Origin of the sequence: Mesorhizobium sp. M1403 (assembly GCF_040317695.1) — a bacterium.
In the GTDB taxonomy this organism is placed as follows: Bacteria; Pseudomonadota; Alphaproteobacteria; order Rhizobiales; family Rhizobiaceae; genus Mesorhizobium.
In genome coordinates, this window is record NZ_JAMYKY010000001.1 from 763,471 (window position 1) to 781,230 (window position 17,760).

Annotated in this window: 18 protein-coding genes; 1 reads left to right on the forward strand and 17 read right to left on the reverse strand. The window is 59.7% G+C overall.

Going from position 1 to position 17,760, the window contains the following annotated elements; all coding sequences use genetic code 11:
• Positions 1-511: 511 nt before the first annotated feature.
• The 17 genes from NKH01_RS03800 to NKH01_RS03885 form a co-directional block, all read right to left on the reverse strand.
• Entirely contained in the window at positions 512-1,423 is a 912-nt protein-coding gene (locus NKH01_RS03800; RefSeq protein WP_353019016.1) for an ABC transporter permease, read from the reverse strand.
• The gene (locus NKH01_RS03805) at positions 1,420-2,520 is read right to left on the reverse strand and encodes an ABC transporter permease (protein ID WP_353019018.1); all 1,101 of its coding nucleotides are present in this window, start codon (positions 2,518-2,520) and stop codon (positions 1,420-1,422) included. Before NKH01_RS03805 ends, NKH01_RS03800 begins: the two co-directional genes overlap by 4 nt.
• On the reverse strand, positions 2,517-4,040 hold the full coding sequence (locus tag NKH01_RS03810) for an ABC transporter ATP-binding protein (protein ID WP_353019020.1): 1,524 nt from the start codon (positions 4,038-4,040) through the stop codon (positions 2,517-2,519). The genes NKH01_RS03805 and NKH01_RS03810 overlap by 4 nt, the downstream gene beginning before the upstream one ends.
• Before the next feature lie 2 nt (positions 4,041-4,042).
• Complete coding sequence (locus tag NKH01_RS03815) at positions 4,043-5,137, reverse strand: BMP family ABC transporter substrate-binding protein (protein ID WP_353019188.1); 1,095 nt, start codon at positions 5,135-5,137, stop codon at positions 4,043-4,045.
• Between the two features lie 33 nt (positions 5,138-5,170).
• Positions 5,171-6,550 (reverse strand): amidohydrolase, encoded by a 1,380-nt coding sequence (locus NKH01_RS03820; protein ID WP_353019022.1) that lies wholly within the window; start codon positions 6,548-6,550, stop codon positions 5,171-5,173.
• Between the two features lies 1 nt (position 6,551).
• The gene (locus NKH01_RS03825; protein ID WP_353019023.1) at positions 6,552-7,211 is read right to left on the reverse strand and encodes a glutathione S-transferase family protein; all 660 of its coding nucleotides are present in this window, start codon (positions 7,209-7,211) and stop codon (positions 6,552-6,554) included.
• Positions 7,208-8,053: an aromatic ring-hydroxylating oxygenase subunit alpha gene (locus NKH01_RS03830; RefSeq protein ID WP_353019024.1), complete on the reverse strand. Its 846-nt coding sequence runs from the start codon at positions 8,051-8,053 to the stop codon at positions 7,208-7,210. Before NKH01_RS03830 ends, NKH01_RS03825 begins: the two co-directional genes overlap by 4 nt.
• A complete protein-coding gene (locus tag NKH01_RS03835; RefSeq protein WP_353019027.1) occupies positions 8,050-8,700 on the reverse strand; it encodes an aromatic ring-hydroxylating oxygenase subunit alpha in 651 nt (216 codons plus the stop codon). Before NKH01_RS03835 ends, NKH01_RS03830 begins: the two co-directional genes overlap by 4 nt.
• A gap of 160 nt (positions 8,701-8,860) precedes the next feature.
• A complete protein-coding gene (locus NKH01_RS03840; protein WP_353019029.1) occupies positions 8,861-9,130 on the reverse strand; it encodes an acylphosphatase in 270 nt (89 codons plus the stop codon).
• An 830-nt stretch (positions 9,131-9,960) separates the two neighbouring features.
• Positions 9,961-10,323 (reverse strand): Gfo/Idh/MocA family oxidoreductase, encoded by a 363-nt coding sequence (locus tag NKH01_RS03850; protein ID WP_353019032.1) that lies wholly within the window; start codon positions 10,321-10,323, stop codon positions 9,961-9,963.
• A complete protein-coding gene (locus NKH01_RS03855; protein WP_353019034.1) occupies positions 10,232-10,459 on the reverse strand; it encodes a Gfo/Idh/MocA family oxidoreductase in 228 nt (75 codons plus the stop codon). Before NKH01_RS03855 ends, NKH01_RS03850 begins: the two co-directional genes overlap by 92 nt.
• An 18-nt stretch (positions 10,460-10,477) precedes the next feature.
• Positions 10,478-11,251 carry a TIM barrel protein gene (locus tag NKH01_RS03860; protein WP_353019036.1) on the reverse strand — a complete coding sequence of 258 codons (774 nt, stop codon included), beginning with the start codon at positions 11,249-11,251 and terminating at the stop codon, positions 10,478-10,480.
• A 1-nt stretch (position 11,252) separates the two neighbouring features.
• Positions 11,253-12,212, reverse strand: coding sequence for a sugar phosphate isomerase/epimerase family protein (locus NKH01_RS03865; RefSeq protein WP_353019038.1), 960 nt, complete (start codon positions 12,210-12,212; stop codon positions 11,253-11,255).
• The gene (locus NKH01_RS03870; RefSeq protein WP_353019040.1) at positions 12,209-13,210 is read right to left on the reverse strand and encodes a Gfo/Idh/MocA family protein; all 1,002 of its coding nucleotides are present in this window, start codon (positions 13,208-13,210) and stop codon (positions 12,209-12,211) included. The genes NKH01_RS03865 and NKH01_RS03870 overlap by 4 nt, the downstream gene beginning before the upstream one ends.
• Before the next feature lie 89 nt (positions 13,211-13,299).
• Positions 13,300-14,124: an ATP-binding cassette domain-containing protein gene (locus tag NKH01_RS03875; RefSeq protein WP_353019042.1), complete on the reverse strand. Its 825-nt coding sequence runs from the start codon at positions 14,122-14,124 to the stop codon at positions 13,300-13,302.
• An 11-nt stretch (positions 14,125-14,135) separates the two neighbouring features.
• Positions 14,136-15,191: an ABC transporter permease gene (locus tag NKH01_RS03880; protein WP_353019043.1), complete on the reverse strand. Its 1,056-nt coding sequence runs from the start codon at positions 15,189-15,191 to the stop codon at positions 14,136-14,138.
• 98 nt (positions 15,192-15,289) lie between these two features.
• Positions 15,290-16,255: a substrate-binding domain-containing protein gene (locus NKH01_RS03885; RefSeq protein WP_353019045.1), complete on the reverse strand. Its 966-nt coding sequence runs from the start codon at positions 16,253-16,255 to the stop codon at positions 15,290-15,292.
• A 335-nt stretch (positions 16,256-16,590) separates the two neighbouring features.
• Between NKH01_RS03885 and NKH01_RS03890 the strand changes: the two genes are divergently transcribed.
• Complete coding sequence (locus tag NKH01_RS03890) at positions 16,591-17,619, forward strand: LacI family DNA-binding transcriptional regulator (RefSeq protein WP_353019047.1); 1,029 nt, start codon at positions 16,591-16,593, stop codon at positions 17,617-17,619.
• Positions 17,620-17,760: the final 141 nt, after the last annotated feature.

Here is a 17,760-nt window from a genome sequence, read left to right on the forward strand (position 1 = left end):
GAGGCACCGCCCGACAGAAACTAGTCGTGTTCTTGGTACCCTTGGTTCGCCAGACCATACGAGAGAATACGAGGGAAACGGTTTGGCGAACCATCCACTAACATATTGATTTTGTGTAGAAAACCCTGACCCTCAGAGACTAACATAATCGTTATTTGTCAATGGGTTACGAAGCGGTTCGCCCAAATTGATTCAAGAAGCCGATCCAGCCACTCGCTGACCGCATTTATCTCTTACCGAATGGCAGCTTTGCGCCTCATTTCGGACGCTGAACTCGAAATCCTCATTACCCGAAAGCCGACATGGATTGCCGCTGACGTTGTCATTGCTGATCTGACAACGCTCAACAACCTGGCTCGATTGCGAACGCCCAACGCTTACGATTGCCATATCCTAGCTGCCAACCGCTTCGAGGCATGGTCTTGAGGATTGCGTGCAGCCCTTCATGCCCCAGGGACGGTGCGGCCTGCGCTCAGATGTCGGGTTATTGCCGCCCGGGCGGCGTGCGACACTATTGTTCGAAAGGCTCTCCCAGCGATGCCACGCCGTTGAGCTTGAGCAGACGTCGGTTCGAAGAAATGATACCCAGCACGACGATTGTCACGAGATAAGGCAGGCTCGATAGAAGTTGCGAGGAAACGTCCAGTCCGGTCGCCTGGGCCGCCAGGCTTGCCAGGGAGACGGCGCCGAAGAGGCAGGCGCCGAGGAAGATACGGCTGGTGAGCCAGGTGCCGAAGACGACGAGCGCGATCGCGATCCAACCGCGCCCGGCAATCATGCCATCGGCCCACAGCGGCGTGTAGACCACGGCCGCGTAGGCACCGGCGAACCCTGCAAACGCGCCGCCGAAAGCGACGGCGGCGAAACGCACGGCGATTACCGGATAGCCGAGCGCATAGGCCGCCTTGGGATTTTCGCCGACGGCGCGCACGACAAGGCCGGTCTTGCTGTAGACGAATACCGCCCAGATGGCGACGGTCGCGGCCAGCGAGAGCCACACGATGACGTCCTGGGCGAACAGGCCGCCGATGACCGGGATATCTGAAAGCCAGGGCAATGAAAGCTTCGGTAGGCCTTTGACCGTGAGGCTCTCATAGCTCTTGCCGAACAGTGCCGAGAGGCCTTGGCCGAGTATGCCTATGGCGAGTCCCACTGCGACCTGGTTCGCGCGGAACCCCAGCGCGATGACGGCAAAGACAAGGGAAAGAGCCGCGCTGGCGAGGCCCGCGGCGAGGAAACCCAGGAGGTGACCGCCGCCGTGATAGACGATGATGAAGGCGACGACCGCCCCCATGGCCATCATTCCCTCTACGCCGAGATTGAGGACGCCGGCCCGCTCGGCCACCATTTCGCCCAGCGCGGCCAAAAGGAATGGCGTGGCCGCCGCCAGCGTTCCGGCGACGATGAACTCGAGGGCATTCATGGAGTGCTTCCGTGAGCAGCATGGCGCCATTCGAGCCGGTATCGGACGAAGGCAATCGCGACGAGATAGGCGAGCAACAGGCTGCCCTGAAAGACCCGGACCGCGGCGACCGGCAGATTTGCCGAGACCATGGCGTTGTCGCCGCCAATATAGAGGGCCGCCATGAGCAGCGCGGAAAAAATGATGCCTATCGGGTGAAGGCCGCCGAGATACGCAACGATTATGGCGGCATAGCCGTAACCGGTCGAGATGGACCGCTGCAATTGGCCGAGTGGCCCGGCCACCTCCGCCGCCCCGGCGAGGCCCGCCGCGAAGCCACCGATGAGGAGGGAAAGCCAGATCGCGCGTCCTTCGTTGAAGCCGGCGTATGCGGCCGCGCGCGGAGCAAGGCCGCCGACCTGCAGCTTGTAGCCAGCGAAACTCCTCTGCATGAAGACCCAGGCCGCGAGGGAGAACGCGAAGGCGATGAGCAGCGAGACGTTGACGCGGGTGCCGGGGATCAGGATCGGCACCGTCGCGTCGTACTGGAACATCACCGACTGTGGGAAGTTGAAGCCGGCCGGATCCTTCCAGGGGCCTAGAAGCAGATAGTTGAGAAGTTGCGCGGCAACGAGCGCCAGCATGAGTGATACGAGAATCTCGTTTGCGTTGAGCCGCACGCGCCAGAACGCCGTGAGCGAGGCCCAAAGCGCGCCGCCCAGTGCGCCGAGGACGAGCATCGCAGGCCAAATCCACTGGCCGGTTGCCTGCGGGAGCCAAATGGGAATGGCCGACGCGAAGATTGCGCCGAGAATGAACTGGCCCTCGGCGCCGATGTTGAAGATCTTTGCGCGAAAGCCGATGGCAAGCCCCTGCGCAATCAGCAGCAGCGGCCCCATCTTGAGCAGGACTTCCGAGAACGAGGCCCAGGACAGGAAGGGCTCCAGAAGCATCGCTTGGAAAACGGCGACCGGATCGCGGCCCATCAGGAGGTAGAGCCCGAGATTGAGCAGCGTCGCCACGCCGAGCGCGGCTGGCGGGGCGACCAGCTTGATTGCAAGCGAGGCGTGTTCCCGGCGTACCAGAACGGGAAGGAACGGCCGGGACAGGGCGCTCATGCAGGAACCTTTTCGGCGGTTGAATGGGCGCCGATCATGTATCGGCCGATCTCCTCGGGTCTGGTGTCGCGGGTCACCAGCGGCTGGCTCAGCCGGCCCTGATGGATCACCTGGATCGCATCGCAAAGCTCGAACAGTTCCTCCAGTTCCTCCGAGATGACCAGGATGCCCATGCCTTCGTTGCGCAGGGCGACAAGGCGCTGGCGGACGGCGGATGCGGCGCCGACGTCCACGCCCCAGGTGGGCTGTGCGACAAACAGCAATTTAGGGGACAGCATGATCTCGCGTCCGACGATGAACTTCTGCAGATTGCCTCCCGAAAGCGCGCCGGCCTCCGCTTCGCAACCGGGCGTGCGCACGTCGTTTTGCCGGATGCAGTCCTCGGTGAAGGCTTTGGCACGGGCAGTGTCGACAAGGCCGCGTTTCAACAAGCCGAACGGATGGGCGGTCAGGAGGCTGTTGAGGACGAGAGACATCTCCGGCACCGCGCCGCGGCCGAGCCTTTCCTCCGGAACGAAAGCGAAGCCCAGCCGGCGGCGGGCCGCCGCATTGAGCGCGCCAACATCCTTTCCCATCATGTAGATGCGATCGGACTTCTCGCGCGGCAGCATCGTCTCGCCTGAGATTAGCGCGGCGAGCTCGCTCTGCCCGTTGCCCGAGATGCCAGCGATTCCGAGAATCTCGCCCGCCCGGACCGTCAGGCTGACGTCGGAAAGCTCGGCGGCGAAGGGATCGTCGGGCCGATGGTCGAGGCCGACGATTTCAAGGCGCTTTTCCCCGCCGGAATGTGCAATAGCCGGCATGGGCTTCGGCATGTCGCGGCCGATCATCATGCGGGCGAGGTCGTGTGCGTCGTGGCCGCGGGGATCCACATTTCCTGTGATGCGACCGCCGCGCAGGATGGTCGCGCGGTCGCATACCGCGCGGATTTCCTCCAGCTTGTGCGAGATGAAAAGAATGGACACGCCGCCGTCGCGCAGCCGCCGCAATGTCTCGAAAAGCTTCTCCACCGATTGCGGTGGCAGGACGGAGGTCGGTTCGTCGAGGATCAGGAGCTGCGGTTCGGTCATCAGGCAGCGGATGATTTCCACCCGCTGCCGCTCTCCAACCGAGAGCGCGTGCACGTGAGCGAGCGGATCGACCTCCAGGCCGAAGTCGCGACCGAGCTTGCGGATGCCTTGCGCAAGGTCCGATTTCCTCCCGGGCACGACCAGCCGGACGTTCTCCACAACCGTCAGCGTCTCGAACAACGAGAAATGCTGGAAGACCATGCCGATCCCCTTGCGCCTCGCATCCGCCGGGGACGCGAGCGCAAGGGACTCTCCTTTCCAGATCGCTGTTCCCGCGTCTGGCTGCTCGACGCCGTAGATCAGCTTCATCAGCGTCGACTTGCCCGCTCCGTTTTCCCCGAGGATCGCATGGATCGAGCGCGGAGCCACATCCAGATCGATGTCTCGATTTGCATGGATCTGGCCGTAGCTCTTGGAGATGCCGCGCAGCGACAGCAGCGGGACGGTCATTGTCACTTCGGCAGCGGCGTGGTGACACCCTTGACATGCCAGTCCATGGCGACGATCTCGGCCACGGTCATCGTCTTACCGGCGGGGACGCCTTCGCTGCCATCGGCCTTGGCGATCGGACCGACAAAGGGCGAGAAACTGCCGTCGGCGATCTTGGCTTCGACTTCCTTGATCTTGGTCATGATGTCTGCCGGGATGCCCGGGTTCCAGTCGACGACTTCGACGACCTTGTCGCCGACACCCAAGAAGGCGCTGGCGCCCTTGAAGGTACCGGCAAGGTGGGCGTCGACCGAGGCTTTGAAGAAGGGCGACCAATCGGTCGCCACGCAGCCGAGATAGGTCTTGGGCGCGTATTTCTTCATTGACGAGTTGAGGTTGAAGGCGGGGATGCCGGCCTCCTCGCAAGCCGCAACGACCGAAGGCGTGTCCTGCGCGTTGGAGAAGATGACGTCGCATTTCTGCGCCAGCAGCGCCTTGGCGGCTTCCTGCTCCTTGGCCGGGTCGAACCAGGAGTTCACCCATACGATCGAAACCTCGACATCGGGCTTCACGGCTTGCGCACCCAGTGTGAACGCGTTGATTGATGTGATCAGTTCGGGAATGGCGAAGGCGGAAACGGAGCCGAGCTTGCCGGTCTTCGAAAGCGCGGCTGCCGCCATCCCCATCAGATAGGTGCCCTGGGAGTATTGTGCCGCGAAGGGCGAGAAGTTCGGCGCCACCTCGAAACCGGAAGCATGCAACACGGTGACGTCGGGATTGCGGCGCGCGATCTGCAGGGCGCCGTTCTGATAGCCGAAGGAGCCGGCGATGAGGACCTTGTTACCGTCCGCGACCGCCTTGTTCATGATGCGGTCGGCGTCGGGACCTTCCTGAATGTTTTCGAGGATGGTGACCTTCACCTTGTCGCCGTAGGCCGCCTTGACCGGCTCGAGCCCGTCGGCCAGCGCACGGCCCCAGCCAACGTCGCCAACCGGCGAGGGGACCACCAGCACGATGCCCAGTGGTCCGTCGGCGGCGAGCACGCGGCTGCCCACCGCGGCGACAAGCCCGGTAGCGGCAGCGCCCTTCATCAATGTTCTGCGGGTAAGATTTGTCAGCATGTCGGTTCCCCTTGCTTTTGGTTTTGGTTGCTAGAATTCCACGGTGGCGAGCGCCGCCTCGGCTTGCGCGAACAGCCTTGCCTCGTCGAGCCCCGGGAACTCTCCCCGTGCCCAGACGATGCGGCCGTTGATCATCGTCATGTCGGTCGGCGCGCCGATGCCTACCTTGGCCAGCAGGCTCAGCGGATCGTGCCGCGTGCCGACATAGTCCATGCGCCGCGTGTCGATGGCGAACAGGTCGGCGGCCATGCCAAGCGACAGCCTGCCGATGTCGCTGCGCCCGAGCAGCGCCGCGCCCCCGGTCGTTGCATAGCCGAGAAAATCGCCAGGCGGCGGAACCGGGTGGTCACGTGTCGACGCCGACAGGCATTGCAGCATGTAGGCGGAATGGATGCAGTGCATCACGTTGGAATTGTCATTCGAGGCTGCACCGTCGCAACCCAGCCCCACTCTGAGCCCGAGGGCCGACATCGCCGGTATGTCGGTGATTTCGGCGCCGACGAGATAGACCGGCTCCGGGCAGTGCGCGACGCCGGTGCCGGTGGCAGCCAACTTGCGCAGTTCGTCATGGGTCAGCTCCCAGCAATGGGCATAGAAGGCATCCGACCCGCAGAAACCTATCTCCGCGCAATAGTCCACCGTGCGCAGGCCGTGGCGGGCTTGCATCACCGGGCTTTCGCCTTCGCCGACATGGGTGTGCATGCGCACCTTGCGGTCGCGCGCCAGTGTCACCGATTCCACGAATGTCTCGCGATAGCAGTTGACCGGCTGGCACGGCGCGACGACGACCTGGCGCATGCTGAACCTACCGTCATCGTGATAGGTATCGATCAGCCGGGCACAGTCGGCGATGAACTCGTCCGTCGTTTCCAGCATGGCGTGGGGAATGGTCGAGCCTTCCGACTTCGGCAGCGTGTTGCCGCCACGTCCGGCATGGAAGCGCATGCCAAGCAGTTCGGCCGCCTCGAACTGCCGGTCGATGAGCCTTTTGCCGGCATGCCGCGGAAAGCAGTACTGATGGTCGAAGGCCGTGGTGCAGCCGTGCTTTATCAACTCCGCCATGGCCGTGACCGATGCGTGGTAGAAGCACTCCTCGTTCAGCCGAGAAAAGATGGGATAGATGCGGTCGAGCCATTCGATGACCGACAGCTTCGTCCAGTCCAGGTCGGCGCGGTTGCGCACGAAACACTGGAAGAAGTGGTGATGGGTGTTGACGAGGCCAGGATAGACGAACCAACCGGTGGCGTCGTGGGCGACGGTCCCGACAGGCAGTTCCCCCTTGTCCAGGCCCTCGCCGATGGCCCGTACAGCCGCGCCGTCGGTCAACACGTCGACGTTGCGGCGGATGCGCGGACCGTTGCCATCGTCCACGATCACCGCGGCGCAGTTCTTCAACAAATAGCCCGCCACGTCAGGCCTCGCCTACTTCAGGGACGGGCTCGGGCTTGAGCTCGTGCAGCCGATGGATGCCGGGCATCTCGATGAAACCCTCGATGGCGCGGATCGCCCGCGACCAGAGCCGGATCGCGGGATAGGGATCGAGCGAAACGCCCCCGTCGGGCGCCAGCGCCACATAGGGAAAACAGGCGATGTCCGCGACCGTCGGCCGGTCCAATGCGAGGAAGCGCTGGCCGCGGATACTCTGTTCGACGAGACCAGCTTCCAATTCGCGCAGGGCCGCCGTTCCCTGTCCCTGAAGGGTATCGATGTTGCCCGGGCGCAGCAGCATCTCGTGCAGGCGCGCCGCCCCCAGGCTTGCGGTCAGCCGATGCGAGAAGGAAATCCACTGCTGGACGCGCGCCGCATGCATGGCAGTATCGTTGCCCAACCATTGCGGTGCCGCCGTCGCGGCAAGGTAGACAAGCATGGCCGAAGATTCGGTCAGGACGAGGTCGCCGTCCTCGAGGATCGGGATCGAACCCGCCGGATTTAGTGTCATGAGTTCCGGACCGCGATGCTCGGCGCCGGGATGAAAATCGACGGGCCGGATGCTGAGCTTCACTCCTGCCAGCGCGGCCATCAGGCGCACCTTGTAGCAGCTTGGCGACAGCACGTAATCGTAGAGCTTCATTGCGCCACCAGTTGCGCGCCGTAGGTGTAGCCATGGCGCTTCAGCCAGCGCCGGTAGGCAACCGAAGTCAGGTCGGCTCGCGTGGGTATCTCCATGCCGGGGTCGAGCGGCAGCAGCCCCGGTATCTGGTTTTCGAGGATCGACCGGTCCTGGACAAAGATCGTCTGCTGGAAATGGATCAGGTCTGTCATCGGCGTCTCGTCGTCGAACAGCGCCATCCATGGCCACACGTTACACAGGTCTTCGGCAAGCGGCTGCACGAAAAGCGTAATGACGTCCCATTCGCCCGGGCGCGGCGGGCAGGTCTTGTAGAGGATTGAGCAGGTCGGCGCGGGCACGCGATACATATATTCCGTCGTTATGCCGCCTTCCGCCGATTTGGCGGCCTGCGGCTGGTAGAACTTCACCTGGGTCGCCCAAACCTCGTCTTCGTCCTCCCGGATCTCGACCTTGTAGTTCTGGACCTCTGTGTGCGGTTCGGAGCCCAATATATCGGTATGGACGAACGGAAAATGAGCAATGTCCAGGAAGTTCTCCACGGCGCGCAATGGCGAGCAGCGCACGCGAACCACCCCGACATCGACGAGCCGGCGGCCGGGCTGATCGGCCTCGGGGATCGCAAACAGCGGCTTTTGCGGATCACCGAGCGATGACCAGACATGACCATAGCGGATGCAGGCCGGCAGCGCGCGTTCGTTGCCGCCCGTGACCTTCGCGTTTCCGTCTTCGCCGCGCCTCACCACGATCGGCTCGCCCATCAGGGCCGTCTTGCGTCCATGCACATCAAGCTGGCTGGCGAGGCCGACCGGATACCATTCGTCGATCATCGCGTTACGGGTCATTCGGCGATCCCGCTGCGCGAAATATGCTCGGCCGCCCGTCGCAGCGCCTCGGCGGCCCTCGACGCGGCGATACGCTGGGTCGGATTGCTGTCTTCGTCCACCAGAACATGCATCAGCGTCCGCGCTTGCCCTTCGGGGGCTAGCAGCAGCTGGACGGTCTGGGCATTGTGCGTGTAGTCGAGCAGGCCTGCGCCGGACTTCGTGCCCGCGGCCGCCTCCAGCGCCGCGATGTCCGTTTCCACCATCATGGAGCGCAGGGGGGCAAGGCCGTCGAACCGCGGCGGCCCGGCGGCGGGTTCGCCAGCGGAAATCCATATGATACCGTCGCCGTCCTCAACGGGCTGCATCGCGACACGAATCGTGTCCGGCGGCGTCAGTGCCGGATGGGCCGGGATGCGCAGGCAGTTTCCCTCCTGGGCATAGCTCCAGCCGTGATAAATGCAGGACAGGGTCTCACCGCGCACGAAGCCGTGGGAAAGACGCATGCCGCGATGGGGGCATCTGTCGGCAAAGGCTGCCGCACGGCCGGAGCGGCTTCGCCAAAGGGCAACTGGTCCGGCTGGCGATTGCGCCGGCATTACGGTTCCCGCCGGCAAGTCCGCAGAGAGGGCAATAGGCATCCATGAGCCGGTCGGATAAGGCGGCATACATCAACTTTCAAACAACACCAGCATCTTCCCGAGCGCAGCTTCGCGGTCAAGGATATGCTAATAGACCGGGTTACGTTTGCACAACATTTCCTCACTGGCAACAATGCCCAAAAAAGGTGCATGGTGCCTTTGGCGGGCAGAGGCCGCAGGCCGGAAACTAGGCCGATTCGCTCTCGATCGGCGCCCGGCGGATGGCTTCGACCCAGACATCGATTGGTCCAAGAGAGCACCCCATCTCCATCATGTCGATGAGCTCGGCCGGACCGGCAATGTCGAGTTCGATGCGGTCGGGACCGGCAACGCATATTGCCTGCGCGAGCCCGAGCTTGGCGGCGTGACGCTCGATCCACGGAAGGAAGGATGCCGCCTCGACATCGCCGAGGATCGTCATGCGCTCTCGCCAGGAATAGCGATTTTGCTCGCTCATAGAACCTCGGCAATGAAACAGATTATATATATATATATACCTATCTACATTGTGCTCAATCGCTGAAGCACCTTTGGGCGCGAGCTCTTGCGGCGTTACAGCGACCGTTCCCGGGCAGCGCCATGTCAACGGCGGGAAGTGGCCGCACCGGCCACCTACAGGGCAATCAAGATGTGGGAAGCTGCCGTCAAAGAGGCTGGCACGGTGGAACGCGACGCCGTTATCCGGGCGCTCGGATCAGCGAGGGACCGGGCGGTCCGGCTGAAATGGTTCCCGGCCAGCATCATGTGTTAGGATGAACGTGTACATCGCACCGGCACAGAGTGGTCGATTCCGGTGGTGAAGAACCTGAGACCGACCGAACCAGCAACCGCGTGCCTACAAAAGGATTCCAGCTCAGGAACGTAGGGTAATCGGACGACCCGATCGCTGTTCTTCCGATCCGGCGGGGACGGCCAGGTGGTGACCCTCGCCATCTACCTAATGGCAACGGCCGGCGACGTCGTTTCGCGATGGCGTGATCGCGGCGGTATTGCAGCTTTTTATCCTCTCGTATCCGAATAAGACCATCCGCTACCGGCCCCAATCGAGACGCTCCTTGCTCGTCGAAGAACGTCGTTAATGGTGCTACCGCGACTTTCCAATGAGAGACTGAAACACCGTCACGATCCTTCTTCGCGAGATAGGGCGAGTGAGGCGTTCATCGGGCGAAATGCAGCGTTGTAGGTGGGACAAGAACATCGAAAAACATTGGAGCAGATTTGTGTGCTTTGCTGTCCCACTAGTTCCTAACTGCTTGATTTAGCTTCTTTTCCAAACATCCTCCGGGCCTACCAATTTCTTGCTGAGTGAAGCTCGTCTGGCGCAACGGAATGAAGCAGGATGCCACTCGCTGGCCCGCTTCGAAACATAATAAGATCAATGGCGTGGCGCGCAGGTCGATCCCGCCAACGGCGCCGGGTGCTTGTTGTGCTGGTGCCCATCACCGGCTTGCCGTTAGCGGCGGCCACTTTCTGGCAAGCCTGAGCCCTGGCAAGGCTGAGATCGACCGGCTTTTCGCAAGGGACAGCCTTCCCTGCTGGAGTAGCGCGCTCTACCAGATCAGAATGCGTGTCTGTTGAGGTGGAGATCAGCACGGCATTTGATCGAGGGATCATTGAGGATCGCATCTGTGGAACGGGCTTCCGCCCCATATTGGCCCGCAATCTTTTCAGCGGCGGCTTGATTGATGTCGGAGACTGCAATCAGCTGGCTGCCCGGATTCGTGGAGATGGCCGTTGCGTGGACGCCTGCGATGCGGCCTGCCCCGAGGAGACCTAGTTTCAGCATATCAATTTCCTTGCTGTTTCAAATCGTGAACGCATTACGGAATGCCTCTAGGGCATCTTCCGGGTTGCCTTTCGCAAAGGCTTCCATCCCCACAGGCCCCCCATACCCAATGGCGTTCAAGGCTCTTGCAATCATCGCCCAGTTCATTTCACCCGTGCCAGGTTCACATCGCCCCGGATTGTCGGCGACCTGGATTTCTCCGATCCATGGAAGGCACGCTTCTGCATGACGGATCACGTCCCCTTCACCAATCTGGGTATGATAGAGATCGAGGTTGATCCTCAGTTGAGGTCTGTCGACAGCGGCGACCAGCGAAAGCACATCTGACGTCGAATTGAACGGGCAGCCTGGATGTTCGCGGAGGTTCAGGTTTTCCAACGTGAAGGTTAGGCCTTCCTCCTCCGCCAGATCGCAGATACGATGAAGAGTGTCGCGGGCTTTCAGCCACATGCCCGGTGCCACATGCGCCATTTGCTGGATGGGAAGCCCCTGATCGCCTAGACCTGTACCGTGAAGGTTAAGCCGATGAACGCCAAGGCGCTTGCCCACCTTTGCAGTCTCGCGAGCAGACTTGAGGAGCATGTCGGAACCCTCCGCATCGGCCAGTCGCCCCTCCAGATAGCCGTTCATGATGGTAAAGGTCGCACCGGTCTTTTCCAGCGCATCGAGGTCCCAAGCGGGCCAATTCCAGAGGCCGACGCCAAAACCCATTTCATGCAAGCGCGACGCTCGCCAGTGGATCGGCTTATCCTGCCAAAGCATTTCCGCACAGGCTGCCAGTTGAAAGCTCATATCAGATATCCTGCAACTTGAAATCGGCCGCAGCGACCGGCATGACGCCCTTGAGCAGGACCACGGATTTTTCGAGACCCTCAAGTGAGTTGAGAAGTACATCTTCATGCTCGATGGAAAGCCATCCGTCATAGCCTGCCATCTTCAGGCGATAGCAAAACTGTCGCCACCACTCCTCACCATGGCCGAAGCCGAGCGTGATATAAGACCAGGAGCGGGCCGAAATGTCGGTAAGACTGCCGTTTTCGAGGAGGCTTGCCACCGCCTGCTTCGGGGCGTTGAGGAAGGCATCCTTGGCATGGACGTGATAGACTGCATTGCCCAGCGCTTCCGCCGCGATCAGCGGATCGGCTCCCATCCAGAAGAGGTGCGAGGGATCGAGGTTCGCGCCAACGATAGGGCCGACTTCTTGACGGAGTTTCAGGAGCGACGGCACGTTGTAGACGCACTGGTTGCCATGCAGTTCGAGCGCAATCTTTTCCACACCGCATTCATTTGCCAGCGCCACGATCTCGGTCCAGAACGGGAAGAGTTTTTCTTCCCACTGGTATTTGAGGATCGCCTGCGTTTCCGGCGGCCAGGAAGAGACGACCCAGTTTGGCATGGTATCGGACGGATTGCCCGCAGGCAGGCCAGACATGGTGCAGACCGTCTTGATGCCCATCTCGCCTGCGACCCGGATGGTGTTCTTCAGACCTTCGCCCTGAGCCGGATCGGTCGGGTGAAGCGGATTGCCATTGGCATTGAGGCTGATCACATCAAGCCCACGATCTGAAAAGCCCTTGAGGAAGTCCTTCTGCGCGACCGTGTTTCCCAGCATGGATTTGAGATCGAAATGCGGTGCGGTAGACCAGCCGCAGGTGTTGACCTCAATACCGGAGACGCCCATGCGTGCAGCGTTGTCGAGAAGGTCGTCGAGCGGCATGCCGCCGAGGCTGTCAGATACAAAACCCAGTTTCATGCGTAGAACTCCGGCTTGGAAATCATGGTGACGAGCTGCTTCTGCCCGGAAGCGAGTGCCGTTACGCCTGCCTCGGCGGCAACTGCTGCGGCATAGCCATCCCAGCAGCTTGATGCGATCTCGGGAAACACGTCTGTGTCGACGAAGCGTAGGAAGGCGCGGTTCTGGCGGCGATAGGCATCGAAATAGCGGGTGCGCCAATCGGCATCGTAGCCGGTGTGGACGCCAAGCGAGCGTTCGAGATGGGTATAAGCGACATGGCTCATGGAAATGCTCGCCTGCTCGCCCACGAGTTCGGCACGAATGTCGTAGCCGTACGCAGCGTTGTTGTTGATCTCGATGTTGACGAGCTGGCCATCGACGGTTTCGAGGACCATGAAGACGGGCGCGACGCGTCGATCAGAGCGCTTCGGCTGGAAGGCAGAGATCCAGGCATATTCGGTGCCAAGTACATGGCGCACGACGTCGAACTCATGCGGGGCGGAATTGGTGATTGCCATGGCACCGGTGAAGTCGGAGGCTGGCGTTTCCACATTGCGGTGGAAGTTGTGCATCATCAGGACTCGGCCAAGCGTGCCATTTTCAATTGCCTCTTTCATCTCGACATAGGACTGGTCGTAGCGCCGCATGAAGCCGAGCTGGACGAACTTTTGACCAACTTCCTGTTCGGCCTGCATGATCGAGAGGCATTCGGCCGAGGACTGCGATAGGGGCTTTTCGCAGAGCACCTTCTTGCCCGCGTTGATGCAGGCGAGTGACAGCGGCGCATGAGTGAAGTCCGGGCTCGCGACGATCACCGCATCCACATCGGCACGGGCAATCACGGCTTCCGGATTACTTGCAACGTCTGCCGCACCATGGGCATCGGCCACCTTGCGAGCGCGGACTTTATCCATGTCGCAGACCACCTGAAGGGTCGCGCCCGGCATTTCCTCCACGACGATCTTGGCGTGGTCAGCGCCCATCAGCCCTGCACCAATGACTGCTACACGCACCATTGGACAAACTCCTTCCATTCGGTTGGCACAAGAGCTCAACCGCTTCCATTCAACAAATTCCACTACTTGGCTGCTATGCCAATATTCAGTCAGTGAGCGGGCGGTGGCGGAAGACCGTCATGGGTCTCCATATATCCTTCAATTGAGGCTTCGAGACTGGCCATGGATTCACCACCGGCCATCAGATCAGCGATCTGCTCGCGTGTCTTTTCCCCCTTGCGGAAGTCAGCCGCAATTGCACCACGAATGAGCACTGCGAAGTGATCGCCCACTGCCATGGCATGCATCACCTGATGGGTGATGAAAATGACCGCGAGGCCACGACGCTTGGCTTCATTGATGATACGCAGTACGTGAGCAGCCTGCTTGACGCCGAGGGCTGCCGTCGGCTCGTCAAGGATGAGAACACGGGCTCCGAAATAGACAGCACGGGCAATCGCGAGCGACTGGCGTTCCCCTCCGGAAAGGCCACCGACCAAGCGGTCCCCGTCGGTGATGCGTGTGATCCCCATTTTCTGAACCTCTGCAACTGCCACTCGGGTGGCGGTTTTGCGGTCGAAATATTTGAACGGTCCCCAACCCTTTGTCGGCTCCGAACCCATGAAAAAGTTACGTCCTATGGACATCAAAGGATATGTCCCACCGAATTGGTGAACCGTAGCTATCCCGCGTTCCTGAGCCTCACGGGGACTGGAGAAAAGTGCGGGCTGACCATCCATCAGAATTTCGCCACGCGTCGGCTGATAGACACCAGACAGCGTTTTGATGAGCGTCGACTTACCCGCGCCGTTGTCGCCAAGCAGGCAGAGCACTTCACCTTCACCGACCTTGAGGCTGATATCGTTCAGAACATCAATATGGCCAAACGATTTGTCGACGTTTCGAAATTCGAGAACGGGTTTCTTATCGGACATTGTCGCTCTCCTCATTTCTTCTTGAACGTCGACCAGCTGGTGGCCAAATGACGAAACGTGTCGTTGAGCAGGACAGCGATCAAAAGCATGACACCGATAATTAGGAAGGACAGGTTTCTGTCGATCTCTGTGAAACCAATAGCTTGGGTAACAATCGAAAGGGTGAGCACCCCGAAAACAATGCCCATTACAGTACCAAAACCACCCGTGAGGAGAACGCCACCTACGACCACGGCGATAATGGTGTTGAAGATTAGGCCAAAATTGGCCTGAGACGTTGCGGAGCTGAATGTCATCACCTGAAGGACACCAGCAAAGGCCGCCGATGTGGAACACAGCATGAAGAGTGCAATCTTCATCCTGGTTACAGGAATACCTGCGTTTCTCGCGCTTTCTTGGTCTCCACCAAGAGCGAAGACCCAGCTTCCCTTGGGAGAGTAATGCAGAAAGAAGACGAATGCTGCGATAAGCCCACCCCACCAGAAGACGGAAGAATTGAAGCCATACACCTTCCCGCCGAAGAGCGATTTTGCCCAATCTGGCGCGTGATAGAAGGAATTGGTGTTGTTGATGAAGAAGATCGACAGGTAGAGCGTGATGCCTGCCACTGCAAAGAGCGTCGCCAATGTCACGATGAACGACGGCACGCGCGTGTGAGTTACGATGTATCCATTGATGAAGCCGATCAGTGCACCGATGGCAAGCGCTGCAGCTACACCGACAAGCACAGGCATCTGATAGTGCTCGCAGACAATCGCAACTGTCATCGTGGACGCGGGAAGTACAGCACCGGTTGAAATGTCGAGCTCACCGGCAATCATCAGGAACCCGACCGGAATTGCAATCATTCCTATGAGTGACGCGAAGTTCACCCACGTAGTTACACCAGCTACGGACAAAAAGTTGCGGCTATATCCGAACATCGCAAAAAGGATGAATACAGCCACGAAACCCATGAAAGCACCAGCGGCAGGGGTGCGGAAAAAGGCCTTAACGGATGAAATGGCCGATTCACTCTCGATGGCGGGTGTTTCAACGGTGTTGGTTCTTAGGTTTGTGGCGGTCATGGAACCAAAATCCTCAGTTACCGCAGACGAAGTTGCATAGAGGGTGCATGGATGGGACCCGGCCAGGTTAGCGGCCAGGTCTCAGCCTCGGGCCAGCCTCAACGTGCGCCGAGTTTGACGCCTTCGATTGCCGAAGCAACATTGGTCTTGTCGACAATCGCCGGACCAGTCAGAACCGGCTTCGTTGCAATCGCAGTGCCGAACTTCAGGTTTGCAAACAGCATGGAGGTTGCGAGGAACCCCTGCAGATAAGGCTGCTGGTCGATTGCGAAGGTCTGGGTGCCCTTCGAAATGCGATCCAGAACCGAGGCGGACATATCGAAGGTGCCAAGCTGAATCTTGCCGGTCTTGCTCTGCTGATCGATGGAGCTAGCGGCAGCATCTGCAGCCCATGCAGCGAGCGTGATGACGGCGTCAATGGACGGATCGGCGATCAGCTCGGATTTGATTGCTTCAGAGGTACCATTCATGTCCTGGTCAAGGTTAGCAGGAACACGGAGGATGAAGGTGTCTGCGCCAGCCTTCTTCGCACCGTCTTGAACGCCCTTGCAGCGGGTCTCGAGATTTACGGCACCTGGGTTCTGGATGTGGCAGAGGATTTTCTTTGCGCCATGAGAAGCGAGATACTTGCCACCCTCAATACCTGCCAGATATTCGTCCGACCCGAAATAGTTTAGCGAGCCGTAATTATCCATCTCACTCTGGCCAGCGTTGAAGGAGATGATCACCACGCCCTTGTCCCGCGCAGCCTTGAGGGCAGGGGTTTCGGATTCTGGCAGCCAGTTCGGGATAGCAATACCTTTAGCACCCTGGGCTACAGCCTGTTCGATTAGCGAAGCGAGGTCCGGGCCGAAGTTGTCATAGTTTTGGGTCTGCATGAAATTGACGGTGCCGCCATTAGCCTTGACCATCAGCGAAGCATCATCGACGCCCTTCTTGACCATGTTCCAGAAGCCATCTTGGGCCGAACCCACGATGACGGCGATATCCGTGTCACCCGCATGAGCGCTGGATGCCAGCATGAATGCCATGGCTGCGGTGGCGATTTTCTTGGTGAACGACATGTCGAAATTCCTCCTCAGGTTAAAGCCGCATGGCTGCGGCTCGACATACTTTTTTGCCTTTTGGCCGTGCGGCCGGTCCCGGTAGGCACGCGCAGGTCCGCGATCTCAACACAACGACGTTGAGTCTCCTCGTCCGAATTGTGCGCTGGGCCTCCCCCAAAGCGCTGACGGCTCCTAGATCGCTGAGCACTGTCAACGCGTAATGAATGCTACGTTGACATCTTTCAGGTCAATCTGGATTACTATCGCTTCAGAAATTCGTCTCAAATCAGTTCGAAAATTTGTATGAATGATATTTTTTGAGATGCCGAAACCAGAGTAATGGAATTTTTGACATGAAGAGACCAACCATTCCAGACTTGGCAAAAGCTGCAAGTGTATCCGTGTCAACGGTCAATCGTGTACTGTCCGAGCCTGAATCGGTCCGGAGCAATACGCGCACACGCGTTTTGGCAGCCGCTGAGGAAATCGGCTTCTACGGACTTGGCACCATCAAGCAGGCGGCGAAGGCAAAAGAGGTGATCCACCGTGTCGGCGTTTTGCTGCAGCGACGGGAGAGACGCTTCTATCGCCTACTCGGCGATTCAATTGCGCAAGCTGCGGAAGCTTATCCTGCCTGCAATATCGATCTAACGGTCGAGTACATGGAAGACCTCACGCCGGAGAAAGTCGCGGCACATATTCAGTCGCTCGGCGGGCGGTGCGAAGCACTTGCGATTGTAGCGCCGCAGCATCCTGCCGTTGCTGACGCGATTGACGCAGTTCTTGAAAGCGGCGTGCCGGTCGTTTCACTTATCGGCCCCCTCACGGCCAAGGGAGGCATCAGCTTTGTGGGGCTCGATAATTGGAAAGTAGGACGCACCGCTGCCTGGGCGTTTGACCGCATGGTGAGACAGCCGGGGAAAATAGGCATTCTTCTGGGCAGCCACCGATTGCGAAACCAGGAAATGAACGAAAGCGGGTTTCGTTCTTACTTCCGTGAACATAATTCGGGATTCACGCTGCTCGAACCGTTGCCAACTTACGAGTCAGCCGTGGTTGCCCGGGAACATGTCGAAAAGCTGCTGACAGACCATCCGGATATGTGCGGACTATTCATCTCAGGGGGTGGTGTTACAGGTGCGATAGCCGCACTCAGGGCTACTCCAAAACGGGAAGACTTCGTTACCGTAGGCTATGAACTCTTTGAAGATACGCGGGCTGCTTTGATAGACGGTACGATTTCGCTGATCCTGTCACACCCCATAGAGCGTTTTGCATCAGAGACTATTGCAACTCTGGTGAAAGCGAAGAACGCAGGTCCCGATAACGGGGTATTTAGGATCACGTTTCCATTCGATATGTACAGCCCGGAGAGCGTTTGATGACGACTTGGCTCTTAAGTTGGCCATCCAAATGGCAGGCTGGGGTGCGCCTACCTCTTCACGTCCGCTTGGGCCAGAAGGCGCCAAAACGTTTCGAGGCTCGTCAAGCAGCTCTGGGAGTTCATAGGCCATATCGCATCC

Excerpts from the sequence above, each read along its gene's own strand:
- NKH01_RS03800 (WP_353019016.1), bottom strand. The coding sequence starts at position 1,423 with ATGAATGCCCTCGAGTTCATCGTCGCCGGAACGCTGGCGGCGGCCACG.
- NKH01_RS03805 (WP_353019018.1), bottom strand. The coding sequence starts at position 2,520 with ATGAGCGCCCTGTCCCGGCCGTTCCTTCCCGTTCTGGTACGCCGGGAA.
- NKH01_RS03810 (WP_353019020.1), bottom strand. The coding sequence starts at position 4,040 with ATGACCGTCCCGCTGCTGTCGCTGCGCGGCATCTCCAAGAGCTACGGC.
- NKH01_RS03825 (WP_353019023.1), bottom strand. The coding sequence starts at position 7,211 with ATGAAGCTCTACGATTACGTGCTGTCGCCAAGCTGCTACAAGGTGCGC.
- NKH01_RS03830 (WP_353019024.1), bottom strand. The coding sequence starts at position 8,053 with ATGACCCGTAACGCGATGATCGACGAATGGTATCCGGTCGGCCTCGCC.
- NKH01_RS03835 (WP_353019027.1), bottom strand. The coding sequence starts at position 8,700 with ATGCCGCCTTATCCGACCGGCTCATGGATGCCTATTGCCCTCTCTGCG.
- NKH01_RS03840 (WP_353019029.1), bottom strand. The coding sequence starts at position 9,130 with ATGAGCGAGCAAAATCGCTATTCCTGGCGAGAGCGCATGACGATCCTC.
- NKH01_RS03850 (WP_353019032.1), bottom strand. The coding sequence starts at position 10,323 with ATGGGGCGGAAGCCCGTTCCACAGATGCGATCCTCAATGATCCCTCGA.
- NKH01_RS03855 (WP_353019034.1), bottom strand. The coding sequence starts at position 10,459 with ATGCTGAAACTAGGTCTCCTCGGGGCAGGCCGCATCGCAGGCGTCCAC.
- NKH01_RS03860 (WP_353019036.1), bottom strand. The coding sequence starts at position 11,251 with ATGAGCTTTCAACTGGCAGCCTGTGCGGAAATGCTTTGGCAGGATAAG.
- NKH01_RS03865 (WP_353019038.1), bottom strand. The coding sequence starts at position 12,212 with ATGAAACTGGGTTTTGTATCTGACAGCCTCGGCGGCATGCCGCTCGAC.
- NKH01_RS03870 (WP_353019040.1), bottom strand. The coding sequence starts at position 13,210 with ATGGTGCGTGTAGCAGTCATTGGTGCAGGGCTGATGGGCGCTGACCAC.
- NKH01_RS03875 (WP_353019042.1), bottom strand. The coding sequence starts at position 14,124 with ATGTCCGATAAGAAACCCGTTCTCGAATTTCGAAACGTCGACAAATCG.
- NKH01_RS03880 (WP_353019043.1), bottom strand. The coding sequence starts at position 15,191 with ATGACCGCCACAAACCTAAGAACCAACACCGTTGAAACACCCGCCATC.
- NKH01_RS03885 (WP_353019045.1), bottom strand. The coding sequence starts at position 16,255 with ATGTCGTTCACCAAGAAAATCGCCACCGCAGCCATGGCATTCATGCTG.
- NKH01_RS03890 (WP_353019047.1), top strand. The coding sequence starts at position 16,591 with ATGAAGAGACCAACCATTCCAGACTTGGCAAAAGCTGCAAGTGTATCC.